The organism is Streptomyces montanus, assembly GCF_005786655.1.
Lineage (GTDB): Bacteria > Actinomycetota > Actinomycetes > Streptomycetales > Streptomycetaceae > Streptomyces > Streptomyces sporangiiformans.
Genome location: NZ_VBZC01000001.1, coordinates 116,462 through 129,075, shown reverse-complemented (window position 1 = coordinate 129,075; position 12,614 = coordinate 116,462). Strand labels below are relative to the sequence as shown.

Below are 12,614 nucleotides of genomic sequence, written 5' to 3'. Positions count from 1 at the left end.
GAAATCGCCGCTTCTTCTCTTTCGGCGCTTTCCACCGGACCCGCCCATCACCGGCGGCGGGAAATCAACAGGCCGTCAACATTCCCGCGGCAAACCTGGGTGTTTGCCGGTCGAACGGCCGGAATCTTTGCGTTCCGGTGAACGTAATACCAACGCGACGTGGCGGCAAATATGCGTTCTGCGTGACGCAATCACCGCTGGATATGACGTGGGACACACGGGCCAGGGTTCGGCACGCGGTCCGGCACCTACCATGAGGCTCCGCCCACGCTGGAAGGCCGCGCATGGACACCAGGCGTCTCTACTCGTTCGTGAAGATCGTGGATGCCGGGAGCATCACGCGCGCGGCCGACATCCTGCACATCGCCCAGCCCGCGCTGAGCCAGCAACTCTCCGCGCTGGAAGCCCAGTTCAAACAGCAGCTGCTGATCCGCAGCAAGCGAGGGGTCGCCCCGACCGAAGCCGGCCGCGCGCTGTACCGGCACGCGCAGCTCATCCTGCGCCAGGTCGAGCTCGCCCACGCGGCGGTCGACGTCTCCGGCCGCGCGCCGGCCGGCAGCGTCTCCGTGGGCCTCGCTCCGTACAGCATGGGCGCGGCACTCGCACTACCGCTGCTCACGAGCGTGCGTGAGCGCTATCCCGACATCCTGCTGCACATCAACGAGAACTTCGGTGGCGTCATCAGCGAAGCGATCATGACGGGGCGTATGGACATGGCGTTCATCTACGGGGCCGGGCCCCTGCGGGGCGTGCAGTTCGAGCCGCTGCGCACCGAGGACCTGTTCCTGATCGCCGCGCCCGGCGGAGCCGCGCCGCCCGGGGAAGGCGATGTCCGCCTCCAGGAGCTGGCCGACGTGGGCCTGCTGCTGCCCAGCCGTATTCACACCATCCGGCAGGTGGTCGACGGCGCGTTCCAGCAGGCGTCGCTGAAGCCGCGGGTGGTCGGGGAGATCGAGTCGGTTCTGACCCTGGTCAGTGCCGTCGGCGCCGACCTCGGGGCGACGGTGCTGCCCTGGTCGGCGGCGCGCCCCATCCTCGACGTACGGAATCTGGTGGTGCGCCGGATCGTCGACCCGACCATCGAGGTCAAGGTGTCGCTCTGTACCTCCGACAGCCAGCCCCTGTCGGAGCCCGCCCTCGCCGTGCACGACTTGTTCCATGAACTCATCACGGACTTCCGCGAGTCCGGCGCGGAAGACACCAATTCCTGATGCCATCACGCAGATCTTCTCTCTATTTCCCCACGGCACACCGCCTGACGTTTTCCACGAATCGGCCGCATTTTCACACGCCGCGCCGCCCCTGAAACACCGCGAGTCGAGAGCACACCGGGGACGGTTTCGCCTGAGTACGCGTACCCAGGGTGCTTGTGTCGTTCAGCACTGACGAGGCCTGTCCGCGATCCCCACGATGGAACGGCTCACCCTGCGTCGGAAGAGGTACTGATGGGCCGTTACCTGCAGCTGCGCGCTGCCACTCCGGAGGATCTCGAATGGGTCCACGAACTGCGTCACCGCGTGTACGCGGAGGAGTTGGGCCAGCATGTGCCGGATCCCACCGGGCGGCTTCGCGACGGGCTGGACGGCGACAACGTCTACCTGGTCGCGGCGCGAGGCGCGGACCGAATCGGCTTTGTCAGCCTGACTCCGCCCTGGTTGGGGCGGTACGGGCTGGACAAGTACCTGACCCGGGACGAGCTGCCGCTGCTGACCGAGGACGATCTGTTCGAGGTGCGCATACTCACCGTCGAGCCGCGCCGGCGGTCCAGCGCGGCGGCAGCGCTGCTGATGTACGCGGCGCTGCGCTGGATCGCCGCCCGGGGCGGTCGCCGGGTGGTGGCGATGGGGCGCACCGAGCTGCTCGACATGTACCTGGCCGTCGGCCTGCGCCCGGTCGGCCGGACCGTGCACAGCGGTGCGTTGACGTTCGAGGTGCTGACCGGCAGCGTGACCGAGCTGACGAAGGTCGCGATGGACCGTTACCGCGGCACGTTGGAGCGGCTGCGGTCCGCCGTGGACTGGCGGCTGGACGTGGCGTTCGCGCCCCGGCCGGACGGCTGCGAACACGGCGGCGCCTCGTTCACCGCCATCGGCACGGACTTCCGTAGCCTGCACCGGCGCCATCAAGTGGTCGCGGCCGATGTGCTGGACGCCTGGTTCCCGCCGGCCCCCGGGGTGCGGGCGGCGCTCGCCGAAGATCCGGCCTGGGCCGCCCGCACCTCGCCGCCGACCGACGCCGAGGGCCTGCTGGCGGAAATAGCCACGGCCCGGGCACTGCCGGCGGAGACGCTCGCGGTCGGCGCCGGTTCATCCGACTTGATTTTCAGGGCATTTGGCCAGTGGCTGACCTCGGAGAGCAGGGTGCTTCTGACGGACCCGGGCTACGGCGAGTACGCCCACGTCACCGAGCGGGTGATCGGATGCCGGGTGGACCGGTTCCGGCTGCACCGCGAAGACGGCTGGCGGATCGACCCGGCCCGGCTGTCCGCCGCCGTCGAGTCCGGCCGCTACGACCTCGTGGTGGTGGTCAACCCGAACAACCCGACCGGACGCCACGCACCGGCCGCGGAGCTGCGCTCGGTGATCGCCGCCGCGCCGGCCCGAACCCGCTGGTGGATCGACGAGGCGTATCTGGGCTATGTCGATCTGGCCGAGTCGCTCGCCGGTCTTGCCACGGCGGACCCGCGGGTGGTGGTGTGCAGCTCTTTGTCCAAGATGTACGCGCTGTCCGGCATGCGGGCCGCGTACCTGGTGGCCGAGCCGAGCACCGCGGCGCGGCTGCGCCGATGGACACCGCCCTGGCCGGTCAGCCTCCCCGCGCAACTGGCCGCGGTGGCAGCCCTGCGCGACCCGGCGTACTACAGCGACCGCTGGCTTCGCACCCATGCACTGCGCCGGCAGCTGGCCGCCGGCCTGGCCGGGCTGGACGAGGCCGTGGTGGTCGAGGAGGCCGTGGCCAACTTCCTCACCGTGACCCTGCCGTCCGGCGGGCCGAGTGCCGCACAACTGGTGCACGAATGCCGCCGCCGTGACGTGTACCTGCGCGATCTGTCGCCGTTGTCGTCGGAGTACCAGGGCCGGGCCGTGCGCATCGCGGTCAGGGACACCGCCGAGAACGCGCGCATCGTTGCCGCGTGTCAGGCCGCCCTGGACGTACTGCGGCCGGGGTCGGCCTCGCTCCTTTCGATGCCTCCGGGCGTTCCCGCCGCCGGATCCGCCCGATGATGACCGTGGCCTCCCTGGCGCCCTACCTCGGTGGGGCGTTGGCGCTGGGCGGAGTCGCGGTGGCCGTGTCCCGGCGCCGCGAGCTGCTGATCCGGTGGTGCGCCTGGGCGGTCGGAGTGCCCCTGGTCACCGGTGCGTTCTGGTGGGGCCGCCCGGGCGCCGCGGCCCTCGCCATCGTGGTCGGGGTGATCGCGGTGATGGAGTTCGGCGGGCTGATGCGGCTGGGCCGGCTGGACCGGGTGGTGCTGGCCGCGGCGGTGGCGGGCGTGGTGCTGGCCGCCTGGCTGGCGCCCGGACAGATACTCCGGGTCGTCGCGATCGGGGCGCTCGCGGTGGCCGCGGTGCCACTCCTGGCCGGCGACGCCGACCATGGCCTGCGCCGGCTCGGCGCCGGCCTGCTCGGGCTGGCCTGGCTGAGTGCGCTGGCCGCACTGGTGCCACTGGGAGCGAGTGCGCTCGCGCTGTTCGTGGCGGTCTCGATCGCCGACATCGCGGCGTACTTCGCCGGTCAGAGGCTGGGCGGTCCGCGGCTGTCGCCACTGTCACCGGCCAAGCGGTGGAGCGGGACCCTGGCCGGGGCCGCGGCCGGCCTCGGCGCGCTCGCCGTGCTGTCCGCGCTGAGCTGGCCGATGGCGGTCGCGGTGGCGGTCGGCGGCCCGGCCGGCGACCTTCTCGAGTCCATGATCAAAAGAGGTGCGGAGGCGAAGGACGCCGGCAACTGGCTGCCCGGCTCCGGCGGCCTGCTGGACCGGATCGACTCACTGCTCATCGCGTTGGCGGTCATGCTTGTCCTGAGCTGAGTCCTGAGCTGAGTCCTGCGCTGAGCTGAGTCCTGCACTGCCCCGCATCGACTGACGGATCATCTTCGTATCGCAACACATGTCACCGCTGTGTCACGGCCCCTTCGGGCACCACAACTCCCCCGGCACCTCTCGTGTCGAACTGGGCGTGAATGAAAGCAACTCGGTTCTATCGCCGCATTCATGCACAAGACCGACTCTCGACCTCTCGGGTCACATCATCAACGGGGAGCAGATCATGACCACCACGCAGCTCACGACCGGCACCACGCCTTCCGGCAGCACCACCGCCAACTCCGGGCAGCGCGGACCGCGTTCCCGCCGCAGAATCGCCTCCACCGCCTTAACCGCGGCTTCCTTCCTGCTGCTGACCGGCCTCGGCATCGCCGCCGCGCCCGCCTCTTTCGCGGGCACCCCCGGCGGGACCTCCGCGATCGACCGCAACTCCGACTTCGACGGCGACGGTTACGACGACATCTTGACCGGAGCGCCGGACGGTACCGTCGGCGGGAAGGAGCAAGCCGGATACGTCACCGTCCAGTACGGGGCGGCCAACGGTCTGGGCACCAACAACAGCGTTCCCAAGGCCCGCACCGCCGTCTTCAGCCCCTCCACGGCCGGCGTCCCGGGCGACTCTCAGAGGTGGGGCTTCTTCGGCGCGGCCGTCGCCACGGGTGACATCGACGCCGATGGCTATGACGACGCGGTCATAGGATCGCCCGGCGAGGACGTCGGTTCCCTGGACGATGCCGGCCGGGTGACCGTCCTGTACGGCTCCAAGACCGGACTCGGCTCCGCCCGCAGTGTCTCCCTCACCTCCGCGGAACCGGCCGCCGGGACCCGCTTCGGCTCCGCCGTCACCGCGGCACGGCTGACGGGGGCGACCCCGGGCGACGTCGTCGCGGTACTCGACCAGCGCGGCGCGCAGTTGTTCACGTACAGCGAGGGCACGCTGCGGCACACGGGCACGCTGGACACGACCGCGCACCCCGCCGGGCGCGCCATCCAGCCGGCGTACCTGACCACGGGGGACTACGACTCGGACGGCTACGCCGACCTGGTGGTCTCGGGTTACGGCCCCGACGACGGTTACGCCCAGGGCTGGGCGTCGGTCTACTCGGGCGGGGACAGTGGTGTGACCCACCTGCGGGACCTTTGGGGCGGTCTCTCCAGCGCGTCGGGCGACATCAACCACGACGGGTACGACGACCTCGTCCTCGGCCAGAACAGCTCCCCCGACGACGAGGCCGAGGGCTACCACGGCGGGAAAATCGCCGTCTACTACGGAGGCGAGGAAGGCCCCGAGGGGCATGAAGGGCCGGGCAGCGCGCCCCAGTGGTGGACGCAGACCTCCCCGGGTGTACCCGGCGCCGGCGAGCCGGGTGACGCCTGGGGCACGGAGCTCTCCATCGGCGACGTCGACGGGGACGGCTACGCGGACGTGGCCGTGGGCGCTCCCGGCGAGGACATCGGGACCGTCGCGGACGCCGGTGCGGTGTGGCTGCTGCGCGGCTCGGCGGACGGAGTGACCACGACGGGCGCGCAGTCCTTCGACCAGAACACCACCGACGTCCCCGGTACCGCGGAGGCCGGCGACCGGTGGGGCTCGCAGGTGCGGCTCGCCGACACGAACCGCGACCGCCGCTCCGAACTGCTGGCCGCCGCGCCGGAGGAGGACACGCAGGACGGGGTTGTCTGGCATCTGCCCGCGAGCACGAAGGGACTCGTCGCGAACGGCTCGTGGCTCTACGGTGCGGGATCGCTCGGCGCCCCGGGTGACAACGCCCGCTTCGGCGACGCCATCGACGAGTGATCTGCGCCGCCGGGTGTGACGTACCTGCGGGGAATGAGTACTCAAGTGGCCTGAGTTGAGTACCCGGGCGGATGCGGCCTCACTGTCCGGACGGGGAAAGTGGAGGTCACCGAGAGGGGCGCCGCCCCTCTCGTGGACCACTACTCCAACCTCTCGGAGGTATCACATGCGCAAGATCGGAACAGCTGCCGTGTTACTCGTCATGGCAGGTGCCGGTCTGGCGAGCACGGCCGGGATCGCCGGCGCCGCGACCGGTCAGGCGGACAAGGCCGTCTCGGCCGCGGCCTGCTCGGCCTCCTGGACCAGCGGCACCAAGTCGGCGGCGGACAGCACCGCCAAGCCGCTGCGGAACATCAGGACGGGCGAGCACGCCTGCTACGACCGCATGGTCTTCGATGTCACGGGCGCGACGGGCAAGATCGGCTACCACGTCGGGTACGTGAAGCAGTTCCACCAGGACGGCACCGGTGACGAGATCAAGGTCGCGGGCGGCGCGATCCTGGAGATCGTCGTGAACGCTCCGAGCTACGACACATCGAACCCGACCGAGCAGACGTACGCCGGTCAGCCCGGGAAGTCCCTGCCGGGTGTGAACGTGACGGGATACAAGACGTTCCAGGACACCAAGTTCGGGGCGAGCCTCGAGGGGCAGACCCAGGTCGGGCTCGGCGTCGCCGCCAAGCTGCCGTTCCGGGTCCAGCAGTCCGGCGACAAGCTGATCGTGGACGTGGCCCACACCAAGTAACTCGTCAGAACGCGGGCCCCGACGGAGTCAACCCGTCGGGGCCCGCGCGTGAGCGTCTTTCACATCGCTCTCCACTCATCGGGCACGCCTTCCCGCGACACCGACGGACCCGCGAAGAAGGCCAGTGCCGCGAGGACCGCCACGCCGGCCGCCAGCGCCAGGGCGCCGGAAAGGGACCATGCGGTGACCGGACCGGCAACTGCCGCGCCCAGGGCGAATCCGGTGATCTTCAAACTGGCGCCGGTGGTGAAGATCTGGCCGCGCAGGTGTTCCGGTGCTTCCCGGTGGCGCACGGCGAACAGGGCGGTGAGCTGGGGCCCTTCACCGAATCCGGCGAGGAGAACCGCGGCGATGAGCAGGGGTGGTCGACCCGTCGTGGCCAGAGCCAACGCGGCGGCCTGGACAAGGGCACTGCCCCAGACGATCGTGTCGGGAGCGACCGAGCGCGGAAATCGCGCCAGTGCCGCGTTGGCCGCCAGGGCCGAGACGGCAACGCAGGAGAGCAGCATCACGCCGCGGCCGGCTCCGCCGAAGGCGCGTTCGCCCAGGAGCGGGATGCAGACGGTCAGCATGCCCTGGGCGATGCAGGAGATGACCGAGGTGAGGGTCGCTCGGGCCAGGCGAGGACTCCTGACGATGAACCGCGATCCGGCAGCAACGGCGTTGACCACCGAGGCCGTTCGCGCATCCCGCGCCGCACCGGAGCGGGCTGGCAACGCCCATGCGGCAGGCAGCGCCAGGCCGATGAGCACCGATGAGACCACCACGGCCGTCGGTGCCCCGAACGCCCCTGCCACGCCGCCGGCGAGGGCCGGTCCGACCAGGCTCGCCGTGCTGAAGGTCATCGCGTCGAGCGCGTTCGCCCGAGGCAGGTCATCAGCCGACGCCAACCGGGGCAGCTGGGCCGTCCAGCCGCCCGACAGCGCCGGCCCCAACAGCCCCGTGAGCACGGCGATCAGCACGGTGACAGCGGTCGGAAGGCGGCCGAGCCCCACGAGAATCATCGCCAGGCCCGTCGCATACAGGACGAGCGCTCCGGCCAGCAGACGGCCCGGCCGCGCCGCTCTGTCGAACAGTGCTCCGAAAACCGGTCCACCGACCGCGGCGGACATCGTGATGCCGGCGAGCAACGACGACGCTTCGGTGGTCGATCCGGCGAGGGCGAATCCTGCCAGCATCAGAGCCGGCCCGGACATTTCATCACCGGTGCGGGCGGTCACCGTTCCAGCGAGATAGCAGCCCATCGGGTAACGCTTTGTCATCAGCGGAACGTTACGGATGTAACTCAAAACTCTGCAATATGCGTTACAGTCGCGTGCGTGCCCTTCACCGCTGACGACTGGTCCACCCGGCACTCCGTGCTGACCATGGCGCGGCGCACCGCTGCCCTCATCAACGTCCTCGCCGACGACCGTCCCGCCCCCGCGACAGTCGCCGAGGTGCTTCGCGCGTTCGGCGAGACGGGCTCCATCGACCTCGCACCCCGTGACGTCGCACAGATGCGCACGGCTGCCGCCCTGCTCCGAGAGGTCTTCGCGGCCGATCACGTCGACGACGCCGCCGAAACGCTCAACCGTCTCCTGCGGGAGCACGCCGGGCACCTGCGTCTGACCTCACACGGTGGCAGCGCCCCCTGGCACCCCCACCTGGACCACGACGACAACGGCCCCTGGGGCGAGTGGCTGCTCGCCTCTTCCTGCTTGGCACTGACCGTGCTGGTCTGGGACCATCAACGCCCGCCCGGCAGTATCTGCGCGTCACCGAGCTGCCGGAACGTCTTCATCACGCAAGGCAGCGGCCCGGAGCGCCGCTACTGTTCACGCCGCTGCGCGACCCGCGAACGCGTCGCGGCCCACCGGCGCTCCCGCTCCAACGAGCAGCCGGGCAGAACCAAGTAGCGCTCCTGGCCCGCACTCGTACCGAGCGGTGCGGACTGCGCACAGTGGGAGTGTCGGTCCCGAGATCCAAGGGGTGATGTCGGAAAGCCGCCAGGCTCTTCGCCTGCGGTCGCCTAGGGTCGCGGGCATGTCGCAGCAGAGCCGCACCGTCGTTGAGAACGCCTGGAAGGCATTTGCCAGCCATGACTCCGACCGGATCTCCGCGGTCTTCACCGAGGACGCCGAGTGGCTGGCGCCCCCGGGGAACGCTACTGCCGTCGCGCTGGAGGGTCCCAGCCACCTGGTCGGCAGGAAGGCGATCGTGCGCTTCCTCGCGGAGGACTTTCCCCGCTTCTTCGTGCGTGACGTCACCGTCACCTTCCACGGTTTCTACGCCGACGGCGATCGCGTGGTCGTGGAGGAGACCATGACGGCGACCCTGGCCAACGGCAGCCACTACGCAAACGACTACTGCTTCGTTTTCGAGCTCCGGGACGGGCTGATCCACCGAGTCCGCGAGTACATGGACACAGCCCGCGGGCACCGCATGATCTTCGGCGCGGTTCCGCAGTAGTCGTCGGGGGGGCCGGGGGCAGCCCCCCAACGAACAGCAGAATGCGGCGCCGCGGCCGGTCGGCGCGGCGCCCGCCGGCACCGACCGCTGCCGCACCAACCGCTGCCGCGCCGACCGCTGCCCGCGCCGGACCCGAGAGAACGCCCGCCAGACCGAAGCGATCCCGGGACTCAGGCGATCTCGACGAGGAGATCGCCGCCCTCCACCTGCTGGATCCTGTTGATGGCCAGCCGCGACACCTTCCCCGCCTTCGACGCGGTGATCGTCGCTTCCATCTTCATCGCCTCGATGGTGGCCACCGTGGCGCCGGCCGCCACCTCGTCCCCCTCGACGACCGCGAGTGTCACCACTCCGGCGAACGGCGCGGCGACATGGCCGGGGTTGGCCCGGTCGGCCTTCTCCGTCACCGGGACGTCGGAGGCCGCGGCGATGTCGCGTACCTGGATCGGGCGCAGTTGGCCGTTCAGGGTGGACATCACGGTGCGCATGCCGCGGTCGTCGGCCTCGCCGACGGCCTCCAGCGCGATGAGCAGCCGTACGCCGGGGTCGAGGTCGACGGCGTACTCCTTCCCGGGACGCAGACCGTAGAAGAAGTCCTTGCTGTCCAGCACGCTGATGTCGCCGTAGGTCTGGCGGTGCGTCTCGTACTCGCGCGTCGGCCCGGGGAACAGCAGCCGGTTGAGCGTCGCCCGCCGGTCCTTCACCAGCCCCGTACGGTCGTCCGCCGTCAGTTCCTGCACCGGCTTGGGGTCGGCGCGGCCCTCCAGTGCCCTGGTGCGGAACGGCTCCGGCCATCCGCCGGGCGGGTTGCCCAACTCGCCGCGCAGGAAGCCGATGACGGAGTCGGGGATGTCGAACCTGTCCGGCGTCGCCTCGAAGTCCTCCGGTGACACATCGGCGCCCACCAGGTGGAGCGCGAGGTCGCCGACCACCTTCGACGACGGGGTGACCTTGACCAGGCGGCCGAGCATCCGGTCGGCGGCGGCGTACATGGCCTCGATGTCCTCGAAGCGGTCGCCGAGGCCGAGCGCGATCGCCTGGGTGCGCAGGTTGGAGAGCTGGCCGCCGGGGATCTCGTGGTGGTAGACGCGCCCGGTCGGCGAGGCCAGGCCCGCCTCGAACGGTGCGTAGATCTTGCGGACGCTCTCCCAGTACGGCTCCAGGTCGCCGACGGCCTGGAGGCTCAGCCCGGTGGGCCGCTCGGAGTGGTCGGTCGCGGCCACGATCGCCGACAGCGACGGCTGCGAGGTGGTCCCCGCCATCGACGCCACCGCGCCGTCGACCGCGTCCGCGCCGGCCTGGACCGCGGCCAGGTAGGTGGCGAGCTGGCCGCCCGCCGTGTCGTGGGTGTGCAGGTGCACCGGCAGGTCGAACTCACGGCGCAGCGCCGATACGAGCGTCGCGGCGGCCGGGGCGCGCAGCAGGCCCGCCATGTCCTTGATGGCCAGGACGTGGGCGCCGGCGGCCACGATCTGCTCGGCCAGGCGGAGGTAGTAGTCCAGGGTGTACAGGCGCTCCGACGGGTCGGACAGGTCGGAGGTGTAGCACAGGGCGACCTCGGCGACGGCCGTTCCGGTCTCGCGTACGGCCTCGATGGCGGGCCGCATCTGGCCGACGTCGTTCAGCGCGTCGAAGATGCGGAAGATGTCGATGCCGGTGGCGGCGGCCTCCTGCACGAAGGCGTCGGTCACCTCGGTCGGGTACGGCGTGTAGCCCACGGTGTTGCGGCCGCGCAGCAGCATCTGCAGGCAGATGTTGGGTACGGCTTCGCGGAGCGCGGCCAGGCGCTCCCACGGGTCCTCGGCGAGGAAGCGCAGCGCGACGTCATAGGTGGCGCCGCCCCAGCACTCCAGGGACAGCAGCTGCGGCAGAGTACGCGCGACCACCGGGGCGACGGCGAGCAGGTCCTTGGTGCGAACCCGGGTGGCGAGCAGCGATTGGTGGGCGTCGCGGAACGTGGTGTCGGTGATGCCGATGGTCGGTGATTCGCGCAGCCACCGGGCGAAGCCTTCCGGGCCGAGTTCGACGAGCCGCTGCCGGGAGCCGGCGGGCGGCTCGGCCGGGGGCACGGGCGGCAGTTTGGTGCTCGGGTCGATCAGCGCGGGCCGTTCGCCATGGGGCTTGTTCACCGTGACGTCGGCCAGGTAGGTCAGCAGCTTCGTACCGCGGTCGGCGGAGTGTCGTGCGGTGAGCAGGTGCGGCCGCTGTTCGATGAACGACGTCGTGACCTGGCCGGTCTGGAAGTCCGGGTCGTCCAGTACGGCCTGCAGGAAGGGGATGTTGGTGGCCACGCCGCGGATGCGGAACTCGGCCACGGCGCGCCGGGCCCGGCCGATCGCGGTCTTGAAGTCCCGGCCTCGGCAGGTGAGTTTGACCAGCATCGAGTCGAAGTGCGCGCTGATCTCCGTACCGGCGTGGGTGGTGCCGCCGTCCAGGCGGATGCCCGAGCCGCCCGGCGACCGGTAGGCGCTGATCCTGCCGGTGTCGGGGCGGAAGCCGTTGGCCGGGTCCTCGGTGGTGATACGGCACTGCAGTGCGGCGCCGCGCAGCGTGACGGTGTCCTGTGCGAGGCCGAGGTCGGTGAGCGTCTCACCGGCCGCGATGCGCAGCTGCGCCTGTACGAGGTCGACGTCGGTGACCTCCTCGGTCACCGTGTGCTCGACCTGGATGCGCGGGTTCATCTCGATGAAGACGTGATTGCCGTCGCGGTCGAGCAGGAATTCCACGGTGCCCGCGTTGCGGTAGCCGATCTCCCGGGCGAATCGCACGGCGTCGGCGCAGATCCGGTCGCGCAGCTCCGGGTCGAGGTTCGGCGCGGGCGCCAGCTCGATCACCTTCTGGTGGCGGCGCTGCACCGAGCAGTCGCGCTCGAACAGGTGGATGACATTGCCCTGCCCGTCGGCGAGGATCTGCACCTCGATGTGGCGAGGCTCGACGACGGCCTTCTCCAGGAAGACCGTGGAGTCGCCGAACGCTGACGCGGCCTCGCGGGCCGCCGCCTCGATCGACTCGCGCAGCATCGCCGGCTCCTCGACCCGGCGCATACCGCGCCCGCCACCGCCGGCGACCGCCTTGACGAACACCGGAAAGCCGATGTCCTCGGCGGCACGGACGAGCTCGTCCACGTCGCTGGAGGGCGCCGAGGAGCCGAGCACCGGTACGCCGGCCGCGCGGGCGGCGGCCACCGCGCGAGCCTTGTTCCCGGTCAGCTCGAGTGTCCCCGCGTCCGGCCCGACGAACGTGATGCCGGCCTCCTCGCAGGCGCGCGCCAGCTCGGGGTTCTCCGACAGGAATCCGTATCCCGGGTACACCGCGTCCGCCTCCGCGCGGCGCGCCGCGAGGACGATCTCCTCGACGGACAGGTAGGCCCGCACCGGGTGGCCCGGCTCGCCGATCTCGTAGGCCTCGTCGGCCTTCAACCGGTGCAGTGAGTTGCGATCCTCGTGGGGAAAGACGGCAACGGTCCTCGCACCCAGCTCGTAGCCGGCGCGGAACGCGCGAATCGCGATTTCACCGCGGTTGGCGACCAGCACTTTGCGGAACATCTGGGGATCCCTTCAGCCTGCCGGAGACACGCACCA

The 12,614-nt window shown here is 70.6% G+C and carries 9 protein-coding genes; 7 read left to right on the top strand and 2 right to left on the bottom strand.

Annotated features, from left to right (window positions below):
• Positions 1-284 precede the first annotated feature (284 nt).
• From nac to FE633_RS00555, 5 genes are all read left to right on the top strand, one after another.
• Complete coding sequence (nac, locus tag FE633_RS00575) at positions 285-1,211, top strand: nitrogen assimilation transcriptional regulator NAC (RefSeq protein ID WP_138042984.1); 927 nt, start codon at positions 285-287, stop codon at positions 1,209-1,211.
• 234 nt (positions 1,212-1,445) lie between these two features.
• On the top strand, positions 1,446-3,224 hold the full coding sequence (locus FE633_RS00570; RefSeq protein WP_138042983.1) for a histidinol-phosphate aminotransferase family protein: 1,779 nt from the start codon (positions 1,446-1,448) through the stop codon (positions 3,222-3,224).
• The gene (locus FE633_RS00565; protein ID WP_171059745.1) at positions 3,221-4,024 is read left to right on the top strand and encodes a phosphatidate cytidylyltransferase; all 804 of its coding nucleotides are present in this window, start codon (positions 3,221-3,223) and stop codon (positions 4,022-4,024) included. Before FE633_RS00570 ends, FE633_RS00565 begins: the two co-directional genes overlap by 4 nt.
• Before the next feature lie 238 nt (positions 4,025-4,262).
• Positions 4,263-5,837 carry an FG-GAP repeat protein gene (locus FE633_RS00560; RefSeq protein WP_138042982.1) on the top strand — a complete coding sequence of 525 codons (1,575 nt, stop codon included), beginning with the start codon at positions 4,263-4,265 and terminating at the stop codon, positions 5,835-5,837.
• Between the two features lie 166 nt (positions 5,838-6,003).
• Positions 6,004-6,582, top strand: a complete 579-nt coding sequence (locus tag FE633_RS00555; protein ID WP_138042981.1) for an AMIN-like domain-containing (lipo)protein — start codon at positions 6,004-6,006, stop codon at positions 6,580-6,582.
• A 59-nt stretch (positions 6,583-6,641) separates the two neighbouring features.
• Here FE633_RS00555 and FE633_RS00550 read toward each other — a convergent pair whose 3' ends face one another.
• Positions 6,642-7,844: an MFS transporter gene (locus tag FE633_RS00550; protein WP_246113340.1), complete on the bottom strand. Its 1,203-nt coding sequence runs from the start codon at positions 7,842-7,844 to the stop codon at positions 6,642-6,644.
• Positions 7,845-7,949: 105 nt separating this feature from the next.
• On the opposite strand from FE633_RS00550, the gene FE633_RS00545 reads away from it, so the two are divergent.
• Positions 7,950-8,480 carry a CGNR zinc finger domain-containing protein gene (locus tag FE633_RS00545; RefSeq protein ID WP_138043143.1) on the top strand — a complete coding sequence of 177 codons (531 nt, stop codon included), beginning with the start codon at positions 7,950-7,952 and terminating at the stop codon, positions 8,478-8,480.
• A gap of 127 nt (positions 8,481-8,607) precedes the next feature.
• Positions 8,608-9,033 carry a nuclear transport factor 2 family protein gene (locus FE633_RS00540; protein ID WP_138042980.1) on the top strand — a complete coding sequence of 142 codons (426 nt, stop codon included), beginning with the start codon at positions 8,608-8,610 and terminating at the stop codon, positions 9,031-9,033.
• Between the two features lie 170 nt (positions 9,034-9,203).
• Here FE633_RS00540 and FE633_RS00535 read toward each other — a convergent pair whose 3' ends face one another.
• Positions 9,204-12,578 (bottom strand): pyruvate carboxylase, encoded by a 3,375-nt coding sequence (locus FE633_RS00535; protein WP_138042979.1) that lies wholly within the window; start codon positions 12,576-12,578, stop codon positions 9,204-9,206.
• Positions 12,579-12,614 lie beyond the last annotated feature (36 nt).

What these genes read in the sequence shown, in the direction of transcription:
- FE633_RS00550 (WP_246113340.1), bottom strand. Translation starts at nt 7,844, where the DNA reads ATGACAAAGCGTTACCCGATGGGCTGCTATCTCGCTGGAACGGTGACC.
- FE633_RS00570 (WP_138042983.1), top strand. Translation starts at nt 1,446, where the DNA reads ATGGGCCGTTACCTGCAGCTGCGCGCTGCCACTCCGGAGGATCTCGAA.
- FE633_RS00545 (WP_138043143.1), top strand. Translation starts at nt 7,950, where the DNA reads ATGGCGCGGCGCACCGCTGCCCTCATCAACGTCCTCGCCGACGACCGT.
- FE633_RS00535 (WP_138042979.1), bottom strand. Translation starts at nt 12,578, where the DNA reads ATGTTCCGCAAAGTGCTGGTCGCCAACCGCGGTGAAATCGCGATTCGC.
- FE633_RS00540 (WP_138042980.1), top strand. Translation starts at nt 8,608, where the DNA reads ATGTCGCAGCAGAGCCGCACCGTCGTTGAGAACGCCTGGAAGGCATTT.
- FE633_RS00560 (WP_138042982.1), top strand. Translation starts at nt 4,263, where the DNA reads ATGACCACCACGCAGCTCACGACCGGCACCACGCCTTCCGGCAGCACC.
- nac (WP_138042984.1), top strand. Translation starts at nt 285, where the DNA reads ATGGACACCAGGCGTCTCTACTCGTTCGTGAAGATCGTGGATGCCGGG.
- FE633_RS00565 (WP_171059745.1), top strand. Translation starts at nt 3,221, where the DNA reads ATGATGACCGTGGCCTCCCTGGCGCCCTACCTCGGTGGGGCGTTGGCG.
- FE633_RS00555 (WP_138042981.1), top strand. Translation starts at nt 6,004, where the DNA reads ATGCGCAAGATCGGAACAGCTGCCGTGTTACTCGTCATGGCAGGTGCC.